This is a genomic window from Streptomyces sp. NBC_00258 (assembly GCF_036182465.1).
In the GTDB taxonomy this organism is placed as follows: domain Bacteria; phylum Actinomycetota; class Actinomycetes; order Streptomycetales; family Streptomycetaceae; genus Streptomyces.
Map to the genome: position 1 here is coordinate 5,525,934 of NZ_CP108081.1, position 19,997 is coordinate 5,545,930.

The window sequence follows — 19,997 nt, forward strand, 5'->3', positions numbered from 1 at the left end:
TTGCCTTGCCGAGTGTCAAGAAAGCGTCAAGAGTTAGGTAAGGTAACGAAGTAGTTGAACCATCGAGCCGGCTGAACCGGCCACGGTTGCACCGAACAAGGTGATCCAACCGGTCAATGCGGTCCAACTGGTCAAAGTGATCCACCCGGAACGGCGAGAAGGGAACAGCCGCTGACTGTCCACCACCTCAACCAGCTCCTGCTCGTGTGCTCGCTCGTTCTGCTCGTCGCGGTGGCAGCGGTTCGGATCTCGTCGCGCAGCGGGCTCCCCAGCCTGCTCGTCTACCTGGGCATCGGCGTCGCCATGGGCCAGGACGGCATCGGCGACATCCACTTCGACAACGCCGAACTGACCCAGGTCATCGGGTACGCGGCCCTGGTCGTCATCCTGGCCGAGGGCGGCCTCGGCACGAAGTGGAAAGAGATCAAGCCCGGGCTGCCGGCTGCCTCCTCACTGGCGCTGGTCGGCGTCTCGGTGAGCGTCGGCGTCACCGCGACAGCGGCCCACTACTTGATCGGGCTGGAGTGGCGGCAGGCGCTCATCATCGGCGCGGTGGTGTCCTCGACGGACGCGGCGGCGGTCTTCTCCGTGCTGCGGAAGGTGCCCCTCCCCGCGCGCGTGACGGGCATCCTGGAGGCCGAGTCGGGCTTCAACGACGCCCCGGTGGTCATCCTCGTCGTCTCGTTCTCCATGACCGGCCCCGTGGAGCACTGGTACCACCTGCTCGGCGAGATAGCGCTTGAGCTGTCCATCGGAGCGGCCATCGGCCTCGCGGTGGGCTTCCTGGGGGCGTACGGACTACGGCACGTGGCGCTGCCCGCCTCCGGCCTCTACCCGATCGCCGTCATGGCGATCGCGGTCACGGCGTACGCGGCCGGGGCGCTGGCCCACGGCAGCGGCTTCCTCGCCGTGTATCTGGCGTCGATGGTGCTGGGCAACGCGAAGCTGCCGCACTGGCCCGCCACGCGCGGCTTCGCCGACGGGCTCGGCTGGATCGCCCAGATCGGCATGTTCGTGCTGCTCGGGCTGCTGGTCACACCGCACGAGATGGGCGACGACATCTGGCCCGCGCTCGTCATCGGCCTGGTGCTGACCATGGTGGCTCGTCCGCTGAGCGTCGTGGTGGCGCTTGCCCCGTTCCGTATGCGCTGGCAGGAGCAGGCCCTGATGTCGTGGGCCGGGCTGCGCGGCGCGGTGCCCATCATCCTGGCCACGATCCCGATGGTGAGCGGCGTCGAGGAAAGCCGTCGCATCTTCAACATCGTCTTCGTACTTGTCGTCGTCTACACCCTCGTCCAGGGGCCTACGCTCCCCTGGCTGGCCCGGAAGCTTGGCGTGTCCAAGGCCTCCTCGGAGACCGCCGACCTGGGGATCGAGTCGGCACCCCTGGAGCGGCTGCGCGGGCATCTGCTGTCCGTCGCTATCCCCGAGGGGTCGAAGATGCACGGCGTCGAGATCAACGAGCTGCGGCTGCCCGCGGGCGCCGCCGTCACCCTGGTCGTCCGCGGCGGAGAATCGTTCGTTCCGCTTCCGACGACCGTGCTGCGGCGCGGTGACGAGCTGCTCGTCGTGGCCACCGATCCCGTCCGGGACGCCGCCGAGCAGAGGCTGCGCGCGGTCGGCCAGGGCGGCAAGCTGGCGGGGTGGCTGGGGACGGGTGGGAACGGAGCCGAGGATTGATCCTCGGCTCTCCCGGGTCCTGAGGATCCCGGGATCCTCAGGACCCGGGATCCTCAGGTCCTCAGGTCCTCACGTGGTCGGCTGCTCGGCTTGGTGGTTCGCGGTTCTCGGCTCGCGGGTTCCAGGCCGGCGAGTATTCGCAGGTCTCGATCAGGAGAGTGCTGGGTTTCACAGGGGCAGGGTCGCTCGGACCTGTATCATCAAGGCGCATCTTGATCTAACCAACTCTGCCTGACGCAGAGCTGGCGCGACCGTATGGCGGCCGCGGTGCCCTCTTGGCGGGCGGCCCGGCATCTACCGCAGTTCCGCGCAAGAGGACAGCTCTCGGCGCCTCCGGCCCAGTGAAACGGGCCGCGCTACCAGGCGGCAGAAAGGCACGGGCCGTGGCATCCACGGTCACCTCGGAGTCCCCCGGGACTCCTGTCTCCTCCCGCCCGGGATACGGACAACTGCTGCGTACGCGCGGCGCGTGGACGTTCCTGCTTCCCGGCTTCGCCGCGCGGCAGCCGTTCGCGATGCTGACCATCTCCATCGTGCTGCTCGTCCAGCACACCACCGGCTCGTACGGGGCTGCCGGCGCCGTCGCCGCCGTGACCGGTGTCTCCCTGGCGCTGTTCGCGCCCTTCACCGGCCGTCTCGCCGACCGTCACGGCCAGCGGGCCGTGCTGCTGCCCGGCGTCCTCGTCCACACGGTGGCGGGGCTCTCCCTGACCGCGCTGGCGCTCTCGGACGCGCCCCTGTGGGCGCTCTTCGTGGCCGCCGTGCCGACGGGCGCCTCCGTGCCGCAGGTCGGGCCCATGGTGCGGGCCCGCTGGGGCGTCAAGCTCCAGGACTCGCCGCTGATGACGACCGCGGCGGCCTTCGAGTCCGTCACCGACGAACTCACCTTCGTGTTCGGGCCGCTGCTGGCGACCGCGCTGTGCACGGCCGTGGACCCGGCCGCCGGTCTGCTCACGGAGGCCGCGCTGACCCTCGTCGGCGGTCTGCTGTTCGCCGCCCAGCGCGGCACCCAGCCGGCCGTGGCCACCGACGCCGGTGCCGACGGCCACGCGCGCGTGAAGCACGCCTCCGCCCTGTCGGTCCCCGGCGTGCGAGTGCTGATCGTGGCCTTCCTCGGCATCGGTGCCGTCTTCGGCGGCATGCAGGTCTCGCTCGCCGCCTTCAGCGAGTCCATCGGTGAGCCCGGTCTGAACGGTGTCCTGTACGGGACCTTCGCCGCGGGCAACATGCTCTCCGGCGTCGTCTGCGGTGCGATCGCCTGGAAGGTGGCCCCGCGCCGCCGCCTCGTCGTCGCGTACGCCGCCCTGGGACTGGCCGCCTCCGGGCTGTGGGCCGCCCAGTCGGTGATCGTCCTCGCGGGGATCGGCCTCCTCGTCGGTGTGTGCATCGCTCCCGCCCTGATCACCGGCTACACCATGGTCGACGGCCTGGTGCCCGCCGGCGCCCGCACTGAGGCCTTCACCTGGCTCACCGGAGCGGTCGCGCTCGGGCAGGCGGCCGCCGTCACGATCGCCGGGCAGATGGAGGACCGCCTGTGGGACGGTGCCGGATTCCTCGTCCCGATGGGCGGCACACTGGTGGCCCTGGCGACCCTCGTGGCCCTGCGTTCACGGCTCGCGCCCCGGGTGGTGAGCCGGACCGTCGCACGTGGCGTGGGTCACCGAGTGCCGGTGGCAGTGGACTGATCCCGAGGAATACGTCACTATGGACCGTCGTTAGCACTCACTGAGTGAGAGTGCCAGGAGGAAGACAAGTGCCGACCTACCAGTACCAGTGCACCGAGTGCGGCGAGGGCCTCGAGGCGGTGCAGAAGTTCACCGATGACGCCCTCACCGTGTGCCCGAGCTGCGACGGACGCCTGAAGAAGGTGTTCTCCGCGGTCGGCATCGTCTTCAAGGGCTCCGGCTTCTACCGCAACGACAGCCGCGGTTCGTCGTCGAGCAGCAGCCCGGCGCCGGCCACGAAGACGTCGACCGGATCGTCCGACTCGAAGACGTCGTCCTCGTCGGACTCCTCGTCCTCGTCGGGCTCCAAGTCGTCCTCGGACTCGAAGTCGTCGTCCACGAGCTCGTCCTCCGGCAGCAGTAACGCCGCGTAACGCTCTCGCGCACAACGGTTCTTCGCCCACGAACCCTGTCGTCGTACGACGGCAGGGTCTTCGGCGTTTCCGGGTCCCGTTAGGGTGCCGTTCATGGTGAACACGGAGAACGTCGAGATCGGCGTCATCGGCGGGTCGGGCTTCTACTCCTTCCTCGACGACGTGACCGAGATACAGGTGGACACGCCGTACGGACCGCCCAGCGACTCCCTGTTCCTCGGTGAGATCGCCGGGCGGCGGGTCGCCTTCCTTCCCCGCCATGGGCGCGGCCATCATCTGCCGCCGCACCGCATCAACTACCGCGCCAATCTGTGGGCGCTGCGCTCCGTCGGGGCGCGTCAGGTGCTCGGGCCGTGTGCGGTAGGCGGGCTACGGCCCGAGTACGGGCCGGGGACGCTGCTCGTGCCGGACCAGTTCGTGGACCGTACGCAGTCCCGGGCACAGTCCTACTTCGACGGGCTGCCGTTGCCCGGGGGTGAGGTGCCGAACGTCGTGCACGTGTCCCTTGCCGATCCCTACTGCCCCACCGGGCGCGAGGTCGCTCTGGAGGCGGCGCGCGGGCGGGACTGGGAGGCGGTGGACGGCGGGACGCTGGTGGTGATCGAGGGGCCGCGGTTCTCGACCCGTGCGGAGTCGCTCTGGTATCGGGCGCAGGGGTGGTCCGTGGTGGGTATGACCGGGCATCCGGAGGCGGCGCTCGCTCGTGAACTGGAGCTTTGTTATACGTCGTTGACGCTGGTCACCGATCTCGACGCGGGGGCCGAGAGCGGGGAGGGCGTCTCGCACGACGAGGTGTTCAAGGTGTTCGCGGCGAATGTGGATCGGCTGCGGGGGGTTCTGTTCGATGCGGTGGCGGGGCTGCCTGCAAACGCTTCGCGGGACTGTCTGTGTACGACTGCGTTGGGTGGGATGGATCCGGGGGTCGCGTTGCCCTAGGTGGTGCGCCGCGTGCCGTGTGGGGCGTGGTCGTGTGCCGCGTGGTCGTGTGGGGCGCGGGCCGTGCCGGTACGTCGAGCCCGCCGCTGCCGGGTGTACTGCTGCGGTTTTGAGGGTTCCGCTTTTTTGGAGGAGCCGTACGCGGCGGGCTTTCGACGTACCGGCACGGCCCGCTCCCGTGCGTGATTCGCTGCGGGTGCGGGTCGCTCCCGTGTGTGTTCGGGTGCGGGTGCGGGTGCGTTGTGCGCGGGGGCGGAACTGTTCCTTCGGGTGAGGGAGTTGTCCACAACTGGGTGGTCGTCCACTGGGCTCGGCGGGATTTCTGGAGAGGGCGCAGGCTGGGGTCGCAAGCCGATCTTTCGACCGCAGGTGGTGGTGACCGTGTCGCAGCTCTCCTCCTTTTCGCGCCCGTTGGGCACTGATGTGCCCGGTACGTGTGAGGTGCCGCATTTCGCTCCGGTGCGGGTGCGTGGTGGGCGGTATCAGGTGCGGCGGCTCGTTCGGCATCGGAGGCGGGCCGTCGCGGTCGGGCTCGCGGTGACCGCTGTGGCGATCGTCGCGGCGGGGCCCGGGGCCAGAGATACCGAGGCGCGGGGGGCCGGGCCTCCGCGGGGGCGCCCGGTGGTGGATCCGGTGCGGGAGCGGCGGCCCGTCGAGATGGTTACGGCACCGGTGCGGATCGCCGACGGTGCGACGGTGCGGTTGCTCAGGCCCGGTGACCGGGTCGACGTCGTCGCGGCTGAGCAGGGGGCGGTGGGGCCGGGTGACGCGCATGTGGTCGCGCGCGGTGCGCGGGTGACGAAATTGCCCGAGTCGCCGGACAGTGTCTCGGAGGGTGGGGCGCTCGTCGTCCTGTCCGTGCCTCGGCGGACGGCGACGTTGCTGGCCGGGGCCGGCGCGACCTCGCGCTTGGCGGTGACCCTGTGCTGACCATGGCCAGGATGGCTGCCGTCAGGCTGTCAAGTCCCTCGTTGGAGTTACGGAATTGGACAGCGCTGCCACGCCCTGACGTAGGTTGCGGAGCTGTTGATTCCACAGTTTGTGCGGCTGAAGAGGGGCTCCCTGGTGAGCGAGAAGAAGAAGGAACCGAGCGTCTGGGACGGCTTCAAGGCCTTCCTGATGCGCGGGAACGTCGTCGATCTGGCTGTCGCGGTGGTCATCGGCGCCGCCTTCACCAACATCGTCAACTCCGTGGTGAAGGGCGTGATCAATCCCCTGGTCGGCGCCTTCGGCACCAAGGACCTCGACCAGTACAGCTCTTGCCTGAAGGACCCGTGCCGGTTCGACGAGGCGACGGGGACCGCGACGAGCGGTATCCCCATCATGTGGGGCACGGTCCTCAGCGCGACGCTGACCTTCGTGATCACCGCAGCCGTCGTCTACTTCCTGATGGTGCTGCCGATGTCCAAGTACCTCGCCAGGCAGGCGGCCCGCCAGAAGGCGAAGGAGGGGGCTCAGGAGGTGATCGAGGTGAGCGAGCTGGAGGTTCTGAAGGAGATCCGCGACGCCCTGGTGGCCCAGCGCGGCTCGGGGCACAACGAGCAGTAGTCGCTGTACTGGCCGCTGTAACTGCGGTAACCGCCGTACTGGCAGGCGTCCGTGCCGTACTGGCAGCCGTCCGTCGGGGTCCCACAGGGGCTGCGGCCCGCTGGGCTCGGCGGTGGTGCGGGGGTCAGATGTGGTGGGGCGGCTTCTCGTCCAGGAAGCGGGCCAGGTCCGCCGCGCTGTCGCCGGCGGGCCGCTCGCCCCAACCGCGGTCCGTGTCGTCGGCGGACGGGCGGCTCAGCGGGTCGTCGAAGATCAGCGCGGCCTTGGGGTCACGTGATTCGGCGCCCGAGGGCTGGACCTGCGGTGGGGCGGGATCGGGGGTAGCGCTCATGCGTCCAGGGTACGGGTCCGGCTCCGGGCTCGGGCCGGCCCATGGGTGCGGGCGCGGTCCTGGGCAGGGGCCGGGCTCCGGGTGCGGGTGCTGTCCGGACTCCGGGTGCGGGTGTCGGCGTGCTTCTGGATTTTTGGAGCGTTTCTGCTCTGCTTGGTCGCATGACGTCCGATGCCGCTTCCGATTCCGCTCCGCGCCGCTCCCCAACCGTCCCCTCCCGTCGGCCGCTGCGCAGGATGACAGCGCGCGGACGGGACGAGGCGCACCGGGTCGCGTCGCCGCTGGAGCTGTTCTTCGATCTGTGTTTCGTCGTGGCCATCGCCCAGGCGGGAGTGCAGCTGGTGCACTCCGTCGCGGAGGCGCACGCGGCCGAGGGCATCCTGAACTACGCGATGGTGTTCTTCGCCATCTGGTGGGCGTGGATGAACTTCACCTGGTTCGCGTCGGCCTACGACAACGACGACGCGCTGTACCGGGTCGTCACGCTGGTCCAGATCGCCGGTGTGCTGGTGCTGGCCGCCGGGGTGTCCAAGGCGTTCGAGGACCACGACTTCCTGTTGGTTCTGCTGGGCTACGTGATCATGCGGATGGCGCTGACCGTGCAGTGGCTGCGCGTGGCCCGGAACGCGGACGGCGCCGAGCGGCGGATGGCGTTGCGGTACGCGGGCGGGGTCCTGGTGTGCCAGGTCGGCTGGGTCGGACTGGTGCTCCTGCCGGAGTCCGGCCGGCCGTGGCTGTTCCTGGTGATGGCGATCGCCGAGATGTGCGTCCCGCTGGTGGCGGAGAGGGAGTACAGCACGGTCTGGCATCCGCACCACATCTCCGAGCGATACGGGCTCTTCACGATCATCGTCCTCGGCGAGACCATCGCCGCCGCCACGATCGCGGTGAAGGTGGGGGTGGACGAGAACGACGCGTTGGGCGAGCTCCTCCCGATCGCCTCGGGCGGGCTGCTGATCATCTTCGCCGCGTGGTGGATCTACTTCGTCGTACCGATCCACGGTCATCTCAGTTCCAGCAGGAAGGCGTTCCTGTGGGGATACGGCCACTACCTGATCTTCGCTTCGGCGGCGGCGATCGGTGCCGGACTGGAGGTCGCCGTGGAGCAGGCGGTCGGCAAGGCGCACATCTCCACACTGGCGGCGTCGGCCGCGGTGACACTTCCGACGGCGTTGTTCCTCCTGACCGTCTGGGCGCTGCACGCCCGCCACTACAAGGTGGGCACGGCGCAGCAACTGGTGCTGCCCGTCACGGCGTTGGCGGTGGCCCTGTGCACGTTCCTGGGTGACTGGGCGGTGTTCGCGGCGGGTGTGGTGGCCGCTCTTGCGGTGGTGGTGGGGGTGACGCTGACCGCCCGGACGGCCGCGCGGGAGGAGCGCGAGGAAGCCGTGGCGGGCGCGTCGGCCGCATAGGTCGGGTCGACACTGGGCGTATGACAGTTGACGCTCTGACGGATGTTGCCGGGCTGCGCGTGGGGCACGCCACGAGGACCGGTGACGGTTGGCTCACCGGTACGACGGTTGTCCTCGCCCCGGAAGGCGGCGCGGTCGCCGCGGTGGATGTGCGCGGTGGTGGGCCGGGCACCAAGGAGACCGACGCGCTCGATCCTCGCAATGTGGTGCGGAAGGTCGAGGCGCTCGTACTGACCGGCGGCAGCGCGTACGGGCTGGACTCGGCGACGGGTGTGATGGCCTGGCTGGAGGAGCGGGGACGCGGTGTACGGGTCGGGCCCGGTCCGCGGCAGGTGGTGCCCGTCGTGCCGGCGGCCTGTGTCTTCGACCTCGGCCGGGGCGGCGACTTCCGGGCCAGGCCGGACGCGGCGACCGGTCGCGAGGCGGTGCAGGCCGCGGCGGCGAGCGAACCGGGCGCACCTGTTCCGGAGGGGTCCGTGGGCGCCGGGACGGGGGCGGCCGTGGGAATGATGAAGGGAGGGGTCGGCACCGCGAGTGCCGTGCTCGAATCGGGTGTCACGGTGGCGGCGCTGGTCGTGGCCAACGCGGCGGGGTCGGTGGTGGAGCCGGAGACAGGGGCGTTGTACGGGGAGTTGGTCCAGGGGCTCTTGAGCTGTCCGGCCGAGGAGGTTCACGAGGCGGCGCGGGTGCGGCTCGCCGAGGCCGCGGCGAAGAACAACCTTCCCCCGCTGAACACCACCCTCGCGGTGGTCGCCACCGACGCCGACCTGTCGAAGGCGCAGGCCCAGAAGCTCGCGGGTACGGCGCACGACGGCATCGCGCGTGCCGTCCGGCCGGTGCATCTCCTCCACGACGGCGACACGGTGTTCGCGCTCGCCACAGGGGCGCGTCCGCTGGAGGAGGAGAACCCGCTCGCGCTCAACGAGATCCTCGCGGCCGGCGCGGACCTGGTGACGCGCGCCATCGTCCGGGCGGTACGAGCCGCCGAATCGGTGGAGGGACCGGGAGGGATGTGGCCGGCGTACGGGGAGTTGTACGGGCGGCGGTAGCGGGAGGGTGGGAGGAGGGGGCGGGGAGGGGCCCAGGGGGGAGGCGGCCAGTCCGGCTACCCCGGCCGACATCGCCAGCCCGGCCAACCCGGCACGCCCACCCGCCCGAAGGCCCCTATAGCCCCGGGGAAACAGCCTTCCGCAGGGTGCGTAGGCACAGGGTCAGTGCCTCGTGCTTGGTTCCGCCGGTGCGGCCGCGTTGCCAGGCCACGTACAGCAGGGACCAGAGGGTCTGGACGATCCAGTCGACGTCCAGGGCGGGGTCGAAGGCGCCTTCGGTGTGGCCGCGTTCGATGAGGCGGGCGAGGGCGCGGTCGGCGTCGGTGTCCTCGTCCCAGCCCTCCCAGTTCCAGGTGGCCACCAGTGACTCGTCGAAGACGAGGGTGAGGGCGTCGCCGAGTTCGAAGAGTTCCTGGCACAGCCGTTCAAGGGCGGCGAGTGCCGGGCCGTCCTCCAGGCGGCTGCGGTCGGTCGCGGCGGCGACCTTTTCGAGGACGTCGGCGCCCAGGGCTCTCAGGAGGTCGGAGCGCTCCGCGAAGTAGCGGTGGACGGTGGTGCGGCCGACGCCCGCCGCGGCGGCCACGTCGCCGAGGGAGGCCCCGGAGTTCTTGGCCAGTACGACGGCGGCGGCGTCGAGGATGGCGCGCCTCGTGCGGCCTCGTGCGCCGCTCCTGTCGCTTACAGCGGTGTCCATGGGCACACACTGTAGCGCTGTTCCACAATAAAACAGAGTTGACAGTTTTGGAACATCGATGTTCCACTCGTGAGCATGGTTGCTCCGGAGAGTCTGCGGGTTCTTGCTTCGTTCGCGCGGCCGCACCGGCGGACGCTGACGGTCGGGCTGTTGCTGGCACTGGCCGCTTCTGCGTTGGGGCTGGCCACGCCGATGGTGACCAAGTGGGTGCTGGACGCGCTCAACGACGGGAGTTCGCTGCGTGGTCCGGTGGTCGCGCTGCTCGTACTGCTGGTGATCGGCGCGGTGCTGTACCGCGTGCAGTGGGTGCTCCTCGGCACGCTCGGGGAGCGGGTGGTGCTGGACGCCCGGGAGTCGATGGTGCGGCGGTACTTCCGGGCGACGATCCCCGCGGTGACCGCGCGTCCGCCGGGCGAGCTGGTCTCGCGGACGGTCTCGGACACGGTGCTGCTGCGCGAGGCGGCCTCGTCGAGCGTGATCGGGCTGATCAACGGCGTGGTGATGCTGGTCGGCACGCTGGTGCTGATGGGTTTTCTGGACCTGGTCCTGCTCGGCACCACGGTGGCGGCCGTACTGGTGGTGATCGTCCTGTTCGCGGTGCTGATGCCCGGCATCGCGAAGGCGCAGGAGCGGGCGCAGGAGCACGTCGGCCGGGTCGGCGGCACCCTGGAGGGCACGCTGCGGGCGATCCGTACGGTCAAGGCGAGCGGTGCCGAGGACCGGCAGGCGGAGCGGATCGCGGCGGACGCGCGGGCCTCGGCGGAGTACGGCATCCGCGCGGTGCGGCTGGAGGCCACCGTGTGGACCATCGCCTGGACCGGGATCCAGCTCGCGGTGATCCTCATCCTCGGTGTGGGCGCGTGGCGGGTCGGGGAAGGGCAGTTGGAGGTGTCCAGCCTGATCGCCTTCCTGCTCTACGCCTTCGGGCTGATGGAGCCGATCACGGAGCTGTCGCAGAATCTCACCGCGCTGCAGTCCGGTATCGCCGCGGCGGAGCGGATCCGGGCGGTGGACGAGTTGGACGCGGAGACGGACGGGCCCGCGACGGATGGGCAGGCGGAGCCGTCGGGCCGACGGCGGACGAGCGGTCCCGTGCCGGAGAAGCCGGACACGAGCGGCCCGGTGTTGGAGCTGAAGGGCGTCACGGCGTCGTACGGTCCTGGCCGGGAGCCTGCCGTGCGCGGGATCGACCTGGCGGTGCCGGCTCGTGGGCACACCGCGATCGTCGGGCCCTCCGGGGCGGGCAAGACCACGGTCTTCTCCCTGCTGTTGCGTTTTCTGGAGCCGCAGGAGGGCGCGTTGCTGCTGGACGGTGTCCCGTATCACCGGCACAGTCACGCGGCGATCCGTTCCAGGCTGGCGTATGTGGAGCAGGACACCCCGGTCGTCCCCGGCACCATCCGCGACAACCTGCTCATCTCCCGGCCGGAGGCAAGCAAGGAGGAACTGCTTCAGGTTCTCGCGGACGTGCGGCTGACGGAGAAGGTGGAGTCGCTGGACGAGGGACTGGACACGGAGTTGTCGACCGCGGCCGTCTCCGGCGGGGAGCGGCAGCGCATCGCTCTCGCGCGGGCGCTGCTGCGGGAGCCGGACGTGCTGCTGCTCGACGAGGCGACGGCCCAGCTCGACGCGCTCACGGAGTCGGCGGTCCACCACTGTGTCCGGCGGCGGGCGAGGGAGCACGCGGTGGTGACGATCGCGCACCGGCTGTCGACGGTGATCGACGCGGACTCGATCGTGGTGATGGACGCGGGCGGTGTCCGCGCCCGGGGCACCCATGACGAACTGCTCGCCACGGACTCCCTCTACCGCGATCTGGTCGAGGCGCTGCGCATCGCGGACGGGTCCCCCGCCGATGCCGCCGCCAAGGCCCCCGCCGCATAGGGCGATTGTCCCGAATCTGTCACGTGATGGTGTTGATGTCGGGCTGGGGGAACCCGGGCGGGTGATGTTCCCCTCCTTCTCCATGGATCCGATCTTTCTCCACGGAACGGAGCGGATCACCCCCAACCGCGAGAACTGGAGCAGCCCGTGACAACGCCGGACACAACAGCGAGGCGCGCGCTGGTGGCCTGTGCCGCCCTGATGGTCGGCGCCCTGACCCTCACCGCGTGCGGCGGCGACGCCAAGGCCGACAACAAGTCCGAGGACAAGAACGGCGGAACCAGGACTTCGGCGGCGAAGATAGTCATCTCCGCGAAGGACGGTTCGGCGTCGGCGTCGATCAACTCGACCGGGGTGAAGGTCAGCGACGGGAAGCTGACCGAGGTGGCGATGAAGGAGTCGGCCACGGGGGCGGCCGTACCGGGGTCGATCGCGGCGAACGGGAAGAGCTGGAAGCCGAAGGAGCAGCTGGAGCGGGGGACCAAGTACCAGATATCGGCCACCGCGAAGGACGGCGACGGGAAGCCGGCGGCGGCCAACTCCATCTTCACGACGGTGTCCACGGACAACAGTTTCATCGGGACGTACACACCGGACGGCGGCACGAAGGTCGGCGTCGGGATGCCGGTGTCGTTCACCTTCGACAAGACGATCGGCGGCGGGAAGTTCAGGAAGGACGTGCAGTCGCACATCACCGTCATGTCCAGCAGCGGGCAGAAGGTGGTCGGGCACTGGTTCGGCGCGCAGCGGCTGGACTTCCGGCCCCAGGCGTACTGGAAGGCCGGCTCCAAGGTCACGATGAAGATCGACCTGGACGGCGTCGAGGGCGCGAAGGGCGTCTACGGGGTGCAGGACAAGACGGTGACGTTCACGGTCGGGCGCTCCCAGGTGTCCACGGTCGACGTCAACACCCAGACCATGACGGTCGTTCGTGACGGCAGGACCGTCAAGACGATCCCGATCTCGGCGGGCAGCCCGGACAACAGCACGTACAACGGGCAGATGGTGATCTCGGAGAAGTTCCGGCAGACGCGGATGAACGGGTCGACGGTCGGCTACGGCGGCGAGTACGACATCGCGGACGTGCCGAACGCGATGCGGCTGACGACCTCGGGGACCTTCATTCATGGGAACTACTGGTACAACAAGGGCAATCCGCCCTTCGGGAAGCAGGGCACCAGCCACGGCTGCGTGGGGCTGGCGGACGTGCAGGGCGCAGGCGGTGACACGGTCGCCAAGTGGTTCTTCGACAACTCGCTCGTCGGGGACGTCGTGACCGTCAAGAACTCCCCCGACAAGACGGTCGCTCCGGACAACGGTCTCAACGGCTGGAACATGGCATGGAGTGCCTGGACCGCGGGAAGTGCCCTCTGACCAAGGGGTTTTGACGTTTCGGCGGGCCGTGTGGGAACTCCTCACACGGCCCCGGCGTTTTCTGTGCGTACGTTTTCTCGGTTCCCGGACATGATGTCCGCCCGAGGGGCTACGGTATGCACCCACAAGGTGACATGCAGCAACGCCGGGAGAAGCCTTGAGCGTTCCGTACGAGACGGCAGCGTACGAGCCACCCGAGTCGCCCGAGTCTCCGGAGGAGCATCTCGCGCGACTCCTCGGCCGTGCCCTGAACTCCTTCGAGCTGCCGGACGAGACGATACGGCGGCTGGACCGGGCACTGGCCCACGACAGCTCGCTGCACTCCGCACACCACAGCGCGGGGCTGCACCGCGAGACGTACCGGCACACCTGGCTGCTGGCCGATGGGAGCGCGCTCACGCTCTGGGAGCTCGTCCACAACACCGCACCGGGCCGCGACACGCAGCACGAGGTGTACGAGGACGAGGAGGAGCTGCGCACCGCGACGGGGCGCCTGCCTCTCCCGGCGGACGCGCCGGACTTCGAACTGCCGGTGATGGTGCGGGTGTCGCACGTCCCCGAGCCGCTGCACGCGTACGTTCCCGACGACTCCGCGGATCACGGGCGGCGGCTGCTGCGGCGCGCGGAGAACGCGGACCGGCCGGGCGAGGACATGGCCGATCTGCTGCAGATGGCGTTCGCGCACCAGATCACCCAGGCGTTCGGGCGGCCGTGCCGGGCGGGTGAGCGCGGGATGTGCTTCTCGCTCTACGAGCACGCGTTTCTGCTCCACGACGGGCGGGAGCTGTCGTTGTGGGAGGTCGAGCACACGGCTACGCCCGATGGGCGGCACATGTGTGAGGTGTATCCGTCCGAGGAGGATGCGCGGTCGGCCATGGAGCGCCGTGCGTCTGCCTCCGGCGGTTAAGCGGGATTCGGCCTGTGGGTGATCTGCGGGTCGTTGTGGCTGGTCGCGCAGTTCCCCGCGCCCCTAAAAACCACTGCCGGCCCTGCCCGCTTGAATGGGCACCCCCGCGCCCCTGACGGGACAACGACGGTGGGCCGGGACTTCTCAGTCCCGGCCCACCGTCGTTGTCGCTTTCAGCGGAGCGTTCAGGCCGCTATCGGCTCCTTCTTCTGAGTGGCCGTCGGGGCCTCCGGGGTCTTGTCCTCGTCGCCCTCAGGGGTCGTTTTGCGCATGCCCTTCAGGACGATGACCAGGCCTGCCGTGACCGCTGTGCCGATCGCGATGGCGAGGAGGTAGAGGAACGGCTTGCCGATCAGGAAGGTGACCCAGATGCCGCCGTGCGGGGCGCGCAGGGTCGAGCCGAAGGTCATGGTCAGGGCACCGGTGACCGCGCCGCCCGCCATCGAGGCGGGGATGACCCGCAGTGGGTCGGCCGCCGCGAACGGGATCGCGCCCTCGGAGATGAAGGAGGCGCCGAGGACCCAGGCCGCCTTGCCGTTCTCCCGCTCGGCCGAGGTGAACAGCTTCTTGCGGATCGTGGTGGCCAGGGCCATGCCCAGCGGCGGGACCATGCCGGCCGCCATGACCGTCGCCATGATCTTCATCGCGGACCCGCTGGGGTCCTGGACGGCGATACCGCCCGTGGCGAAGGCGTACGCGACCTTGTTGACCGGGCCGCCGAGGTCGAAGCACATCATCAGGCCGAGCAGCACACCGAGCAGGACGGCGTTGGTGCCGGAGAGACCGGAGAGCCAGTCCGTCATGGCCTTCTGCGCCTCGGCGATGGGCTTGCCGATCACGATGAACATCAGGAAGCCGACGACGATCGAGGAGACCAGTGGAATCACGACCACCGGCATGATGCCGCGCAGCACCGGCGGGATCTTGATCCGCTGGATCGCGAGGACGACACCACCGGCCAGCAGACCCGCGGCCAGACCGCCGAGGAAGCCCGCGGCGATGTTGGCGGAGATCATGCCGCCGACGAAGCCGGGCACGAGACCGGGCCGGTCCGCCATGCCGTACGCGATGTAACCGGCGAGGACGGGGATCAGGAAGCCGAAGGCGACGCCGCCGATCTGGAAGAGCAGCGCGGCCCAGCTGTCGACCTGGCCCCAGTTGAAGACCTCGGTGACCGGCTTGGCCTCGTTGATCTGGTAGCCGCCGATCGCGAACCCGAGCGCGATCAGCAGACCGCCCGCGGCCACGAACGGGACCATGTAACTCACGCCGGACATCAGCCACTTGCGGAGCTTCGTGCCGTAGCCCTCACCGGGCTCGCCGGCCCGCTCCACCGGTGTACCGCCGCGGGGCCCGGCGGCCGCCGTGACCTCGCCGCGCTCGGCCTTGCCGCGCACCTGGGCGATCAGCTCGGCGGCCTTGCTGATGCCCGCCTTCACGCCGACGTCCACGGTGGGCTTGCCGGCGAACCGGTCCTTCTCCCGTACGGGCATGTCGTGCGCGAAGATCACGCCGTCCGCCGCGGCGATGACGGCCGGGTCGAGCCGGGTGAAACCGGCCGAGCCCTGCGTCTCGACGACGACCTCGACGTCACCGGCGTCACGGCCCGCGTTCTCCAGCGACTCGGCCGCCATGTAGGTGTGCGCGATACCGGTGGGGCAGGAGGTGACGGCGACGATACGGAAGGGTCGCCCGCCCTTCCCGTCGGCGGCACCCTCGTCGTCCGTACCGGCGAGGGCAGGAGCGGGGGCCGGGGCAGTCCCGGCGCCGGCCTCGGCGGAGCCGGTCCCGGAAGCCGCCTCGGAGCCGTCCGAGTCACCGGAACCCTCGGAGGAGCCGTCGGCACCCGGCTCGGCAGCCGCAGTTGCGGTCTCGGTGGCAGGTGCGGGTGCGGTCGCGGGCTCGTCGCCGCTGATCAGGGCGGCGGCGCCCGCCGCGTCGCCCACCGACCGCAGCGCCGAGGTGAACTCGGCGTTCATCAGCTGGCGGGCCAGTGACGACAGGATCGTGAGGTGGGCGTCGTCCGCGCCGGCCGGGGCGGCGATCAGGAAGATCAGGTCGGCGGGGCCGTCCGGCGCGCCGAAGTCGATCCCTGCCGCGCTGCGCCCGAAGGCCAGCGTCGGCTCGGTGACGTGCTCGCTGCGGCAGTGCGGGATGCCGATACCGCCGTCGAGGCCGGTCGGCATCTGGGCCTCGCGGGCGGCCACGTCGGCGAGGAAGCCGTCCAGGTCGGTCACCCGGCCCAGGGACACCATGCGCTCGGCGAGGGCGCGCGCCGCCGCTTCCTTCGTATCGGCGGACAGGTCGAGATCGACCAGGTCCGCGGTGATCATCTCGCTCATCGCGGGCTCCTTCGCACGCGTATCGCCCGGGGAGAGTTGTGGGCGAGGGTGGGGACGGGGGTGCCGCGGTCGAGAACCGCGACGGTTACGGGGACTACGGGGTGTGCTGAAACGGGGCCGGAGCCGGGGACGGGGCCGGTGAAGCCCCGCCTCCGCGCGGCGGCGGCTGCGGCGGGTAAGGGGAGTCCCCGCCGCATCAGGGCCGGTTCGTGGGTTGCGCGCAAGCCGGTACGCGCGAGTGGACAGCCCGTACGCGGGAGTCGGCGGCCGGTCATGACACCGGCTCCGTCAGTACGCGGTCCACGGGGATCTCCGAAGTGACGGTCACCGAGGACGGGTCGAGGTCCGCCGGGCTCGGCATCACGCTGCCCGGAAGCTGGACGGCGGCCGCGCCATGGGCCACCGCGGAGGCGAGTGCGCCGGGACCGCTGCCGCCGGCGATGAGGAAACCGGCGAGCGAGGAGTCGCCCGCGCCCACATTGCTGCGTACGACGTCGACGCGCGCGCCCGCGAACCACGCGCCCTCCTCGCTGACGAGCAGCTGCCCGTCGGCGCCGAGGGAGGCGAGCACGGCACGGGCGCCCAGCTCGCGCAGTTCCTCGGCGGCCTTGACCGCGTCGCCGACCGTGGCGAGGGGGCGGCCGACGGCCTCGGCGAGTTCCTCGGCGTTGGGCTTGACCACGTCGGGCCGTTCGCGGAGGGCCGCGAGCAGGGCGGGTCCGGAGGTGTCGAGCGCGATGCGGGCGCCCGCCCGGTGGGCGCGGGCGACCAGTTCCGCGTACCAGGAGGGGGCGAGGCCGCGCGGCAGGCTGCCGCAGCAGGCGATCCAGTCGGCGTCGCCGGACTGCTCGCGCACGGTCTCCAGGAGCAACTCCTCCTCGGCGGACGTGAGTTCGGGCCCGGGTGCGTTGATCTTCGTCAGTACGCCGTCGGCCTCGGCGAGCGCGATGTTCGAGCGGGTCGCCCCGGCGACCGGGACGGGTGCGACCTCGATGCCCTGTGCGTCGAGGAGGTCGGCGACGAGCGCGCCGGGCGCTCCGCCGAGCGGCAGCACGGCGACGGTGCGCCGGCCGGCCGCGGCGACGGCCCGCGAGACGTTGACGCCCTTGCCGCCCGGGTCCATGCGCTCGCCGGTGGCCCGTATGACCTCGCCGCGGTCGAGCGACGGGACCTCGTACGTACGGTCCAGGGACGGGTTCGGGGTGACGGTGAGGATCATGCGCGCACTACTTCCGTGCCGCCGCGCTCGATGGCGGTCGCGTCTTCGGGGCTCAGCCCGCTGTCGGTGATCAACAGGTCCACTTCGCTGAGGCCGCCGAAGCGCGCGAAGTGTTCCTGGCCGTGCTTGGCCGAGTCGGCGAGCAGCACCACGCGGCGCGCGGCGGCGAGCGCGGCGCGCTTCACGGCGGCCTCGGCGAGGTCCGGGGTGGTCAGGCCGTGCTCGACGGAGAAGCCGTTCGCCGCGAGGAAGACGACGTCCGCGCGGATCTCTCCGTAGGCCCGCAGCGCCCAGGCGTCGACCGCCGCGCGCGTACGGTGCCGGACGCGGCCTCCGATGAGGTGGAGCTGCATGCCGGGGTGGTCGGCGAGGCGGGCCGCGATGGGGAGGCTGTGCGTCACGACGGTGAGTGTCGCCTCCAGGGGGAGGGCTCCGGCGAGGCGGGCGATGGTCGTGCCCGCGTCGAGGATCATCGTGCCCTTGTCCGGCAGTTCGGCCACGGCCGCCTTGGCGATGCGGTCCTTCTCGTCGGCCGCGGTGGTCTCGCGCTCGGCGAGGTCGGGCTCGAAGTCGAGCCGCCCGGCCGGGATGGCACCGCCGTGGACCCGGCGCAGCAGTCCCGCCCGGTCGAGGGCCTTCAGGTCCCGCCGGATCGTCTCCGCCGTGACCTGGAACTCCTCGGCCAGCGACACGACATCCACACGGCCGCCGTCACGTGCGAGTCGGAGGATCTCCTGCTGTCGCTCCGGTGCGTACATGTCCGTTCGCCTCCGCTCTGTGCCCGAACCTGTGGTTTAAGCGTGAGGCTACGCCCAGATTTCCGCAAAGTAAACAGGTTCGGGCATCGATGTGGGCATGAACGGACATCGGGCCGGGCGTGGGTGGGCATACGGCGAGGCCCGGCCCCCTGAGGGGCCGGGCCTCGCGATGCCGGATCCGGTCGGCGCATCGCCGACCGCTGTCACCAGATGCTCTCGTCAGCCGACGAGTTCGGGCTCCTTGCCGAGCGGCGTGATCTCCGGTGTCTCGGCGGTCTCCGCCCCCTCCACGTGCTGGGCGGGCCGCTTCGGGAGGGCGAACATCAGCAGGAAGATGGCCGTCATCACCACGGCGACCCAGACCAGCGCGCTCTGGAAGGCGTCGACGAAGGCGGGGCCCACCTCGGGTCCGGGCAGGTCGTCGGACATCGTGCCGAAGAAGACGACGGAGACCAGGCCGAGGCCGAGGGCGTTGCCCATCTGCTGAACCGTGTTGATCAGGCCCGACGCCGAACCGGAGTGCTCACGCGGCACCTCGGAGAGGATCGCGTCCGTCAGCGGGGCCACGATCAGGCCCATGCCGGCCCCCATGACGACCAGCGGAAGGGCCATCTGCCAGGAGGCGATGGACATGCCGTACCGCTCGGCCTCCCAGATGTAGAGCAGGACGCCCGCCGCCATGGTCAGCGCGCCCGCCTGGAGCACCTTGCGCCCGAACCTCGGCACCAGCATCTGCACCGACATGCCCGCCGCCACCGAGACCGCGATCGAGAAGGGAACACCGGTCAGACCGGCCCGCAGCACGCTCCAGCCGAGGCCCACCTGCATGTACAGCGTCCAGACCAGGAAGAAGATGCCGAGGCCGACCCCGAAGACCGTCTGCACGGCGATGCCCGCGGCGAAGCTCTTCACCTTGAAGAGCGAGAGCTCGACGAGCGGGGAACCGTCGCGTGCCGCCTTCCTCTTCTCGTACGCCACCAGCGCCGCGAAGACGACGAGGGCGCCGGCCATCACGACGTACCCCCACATCGGCCAGCCCAGCTCGCGGCCGCGGGTGAGCGGGTAGAGCAGCATCAGCAGACCGAGGGTGACGAGCACGACGCCGACGAGGTCGAGCTTGAGGGCGTGCGGGGCCTTGGACTCGGTGATGAACTTCCGGCCCAGGATGAGGCCCGCGATGCCGACCGGCAGGTTGATGAGGAAGATCGGCCGCCACTCCAGGCCGAACAGGTTCCACTCGGTGAGCAGCGCGCCCAGGATCGGGCCCGACACCGCGCCGAGACCCACGATCGCGCCGAACATCCCGAAGACCTTGCCCCGCTCGTGCGCCGGGAACGTGGCGTGCACGATCGACAGGACCTGCGGCACCATCAGCGCTGCCATGGCTCCCTGGAGGATGCGGGAGGCGACGAGCATGTCCGGGTTCACCGCGAAGCCGCAGAGCGCGGACGCGAGCGTGAACCCGCCGATGCCGACGAGGAACACCCGCTTGCGGCCGTGGATGTCACCGAGCCTGCCGCCGGTGATCAGGCCGGCCGCGAAGGCCAGCGCGTAGCCGGCCGTTATCCACTGGATGTGGCTGAAGGACGCGCCCTCGTCCCGCTGGATCGACGGGATCGCGACGTTGACGATCGTGACGTCGACCAGGTCCATGAAGGCCGCGGTCATCACGATGGCGAGCGCGAACCAGCGCCGGCGGTCGGCCTCCGGCCGGGGGGACGGGAGAGTGCTGCTGGAAGAGGTCATGTTTTGAAGGTAGAGGGGA

At 70.4% G+C, this 19,997-nt stretch carries 17 protein-coding genes; 11 read left to right on the forward strand and 6 right to left on the reverse strand.

The genetic code is table 11. From position 1 onward, the window contains the following. Nucleotides 1–171 precede the first annotated feature (171 nt). The 6 genes from OG718_RS24450 (at nucleotide 172) to mscL (ending at nucleotide 6,262) form a co-directional block, all read left to right on the forward strand. Nucleotides 172–1,680, forward strand: a complete 1,509-nt coding sequence (locus tag OG718_RS24450; RefSeq protein ID WP_143638857.1) for a potassium/proton antiporter — start codon at nucleotides 172–174, stop codon at nucleotides 1,678–1,680. 383 nt (nucleotides 1,681–2,063) lie between these two features. Beyond that, nucleotides 2,064–3,365 carry an MFS transporter gene (locus OG718_RS24455; RefSeq protein WP_143638856.1) on the forward strand — a complete coding sequence of 434 codons (1,302 nt, stop codon included), beginning with the start codon at nucleotides 2,064–2,066 and terminating at the stop codon, nucleotides 3,363–3,365. Between the two features lie 68 nt (nucleotides 3,366–3,433). Further along, a complete protein-coding gene (locus OG718_RS24460; protein WP_143638854.1) occupies nucleotides 3,434–3,778 on the forward strand; it encodes an FmdB family zinc ribbon protein in 345 nt (114 codons plus the stop codon). Between the two features lie 93 nt (nucleotides 3,779–3,871). Further along, nucleotides 3,872–4,714 (forward strand): S-methyl-5'-thioadenosine phosphorylase, encoded by an 843-nt coding sequence (locus tag OG718_RS24465; protein ID WP_143638852.1) that lies wholly within the window; start codon nucleotides 3,872–3,874, stop codon nucleotides 4,712–4,714. A gap of 369 nt (nucleotides 4,715–5,083) precedes the next feature. Then, the gene (locus tag OG718_RS24470) at nucleotides 5,084–5,644 is read left to right on the forward strand and encodes a hypothetical protein (protein WP_328845158.1); all 561 of its coding nucleotides are present in this window, start codon (nucleotides 5,084–5,086) and stop codon (nucleotides 5,642–5,644) included. Nucleotides 5,645–5,779: 135 nt separating this feature from the next. Next, entirely contained in the window at nucleotides 5,780–6,262 is a 483-nt protein-coding gene (gene mscL / locus OG718_RS24475) for a large conductance mechanosensitive channel protein MscL (protein ID WP_143638849.1), read from the forward strand. Nucleotides 6,263–6,386: 124 nt separating this feature from the next. On the opposite strand, the gene OG718_RS24480 is transcribed toward mscL, so the two are convergent. Beyond that, nucleotides 6,387–6,593: a hypothetical protein gene (locus tag OG718_RS24480; RefSeq protein ID WP_328845159.1), complete on the reverse strand. Its 207-nt coding sequence runs from the start codon at nucleotides 6,591–6,593 to the stop codon at nucleotides 6,387–6,389. 161 nt (nucleotides 6,594–6,754) lie between these two features. Here OG718_RS24480 and OG718_RS24485 point away from each other — a divergent pair, with 161 nt between their 5' ends. Both OG718_RS24485 and OG718_RS24490 read left to right on the forward strand, forming a co-directional pair. Then, nucleotides 6,755–8,005 carry a low temperature requirement protein A gene (locus OG718_RS24485; protein WP_328845160.1) on the forward strand — a complete coding sequence of 417 codons (1,251 nt, stop codon included), beginning with the start codon at nucleotides 6,755–6,757 and terminating at the stop codon, nucleotides 8,003–8,005. Between the two features lie 20 nt (nucleotides 8,006–8,025). Next, nucleotides 8,026–9,054, forward strand: coding sequence for a P1 family peptidase (locus OG718_RS24490; RefSeq protein ID WP_328845161.1), 1,029 nt, complete (start codon nucleotides 8,026–8,028; stop codon nucleotides 9,052–9,054). A 115-nt stretch (nucleotides 9,055–9,169) separates the two neighbouring features. On the opposite strand, the gene OG718_RS24495 is transcribed toward OG718_RS24490, so the two are convergent. Further along, a complete protein-coding gene (locus OG718_RS24495; protein WP_306938576.1) occupies nucleotides 9,170–9,748 on the reverse strand; it encodes a TetR/AcrR family transcriptional regulator in 579 nt (192 codons plus the stop codon). A 75-nt stretch (nucleotides 9,749–9,823) separates the two neighbouring features. On the opposite strand from OG718_RS24495, the gene OG718_RS24500 reads away from it, so the two are divergent. From OG718_RS24500 to OG718_RS24510, 3 genes are all read left to right on the forward strand, one after another. Next, nucleotides 9,824–11,632, forward strand: a complete 1,809-nt coding sequence (locus OG718_RS24500) for an ABC transporter ATP-binding protein (protein ID WP_306938577.1) — start codon at nucleotides 9,824–9,826, stop codon at nucleotides 11,630–11,632. Nucleotides 11,633–11,779: 147 nt separating this feature from the next. Next, nucleotides 11,780–13,006 carry a L,D-transpeptidase gene (locus OG718_RS24505; RefSeq protein WP_328845162.1) on the forward strand — a complete coding sequence of 409 codons (1,227 nt, stop codon included), beginning with the start codon at nucleotides 11,780–11,782 and terminating at the stop codon, nucleotides 13,004–13,006. Nucleotides 13,007–13,163: 157 nt separating this feature from the next. Then, a complete protein-coding gene (locus OG718_RS24510; RefSeq protein WP_143638837.1) occupies nucleotides 13,164–13,913 on the forward strand; it encodes a DUF6227 family protein in 750 nt (249 codons plus the stop codon). Nucleotides 13,914–14,098: 185 nt separating this feature from the next. Here the strand turns inward: OG718_RS24510 and OG718_RS24515 are convergent, their stop codons facing one another. The 4 genes from OG718_RS24515 to OG718_RS24530 all read right to left on the reverse strand — a co-directional run bounded on the left by OG718_RS24515 (nucleotide 14,099) and on the right by OG718_RS24530 (nucleotide 19,978). Further along, nucleotides 14,099–16,255, reverse strand: a complete 2,157-nt coding sequence (locus tag OG718_RS24515) for a PTS fructose transporter subunit IIABC (RefSeq protein ID WP_143638835.1) — start codon at nucleotides 16,253–16,255, stop codon at nucleotides 14,099–14,101. A 271-nt stretch (nucleotides 16,256–16,526) separates the two neighbouring features. Then, nucleotides 16,527–17,474 (reverse strand): 1-phosphofructokinase, encoded by a 948-nt coding sequence (gene pfkB / locus OG718_RS24520; protein WP_143638833.1) that lies wholly within the window; start codon nucleotides 17,472–17,474, stop codon nucleotides 16,527–16,529. Then, nucleotides 17,471–18,232, reverse strand: coding sequence for a DeoR/GlpR family DNA-binding transcription regulator (locus tag OG718_RS24525; protein ID WP_143638832.1), 762 nt, complete (start codon nucleotides 18,230–18,232; stop codon nucleotides 17,471–17,473). The genes pfkB and OG718_RS24525 overlap by 4 nt, the downstream gene beginning before the upstream one ends. A 219-nt stretch (nucleotides 18,233–18,451) precedes the next feature. Beyond that, nucleotides 18,452–19,978: an MFS transporter gene (locus OG718_RS24530; protein WP_143638828.1), complete on the reverse strand. Its 1,527-nt coding sequence runs from the start codon at nucleotides 19,976–19,978 to the stop codon at nucleotides 18,452–18,454. Nucleotides 19,979–19,997 lie beyond the last annotated feature (19 nt).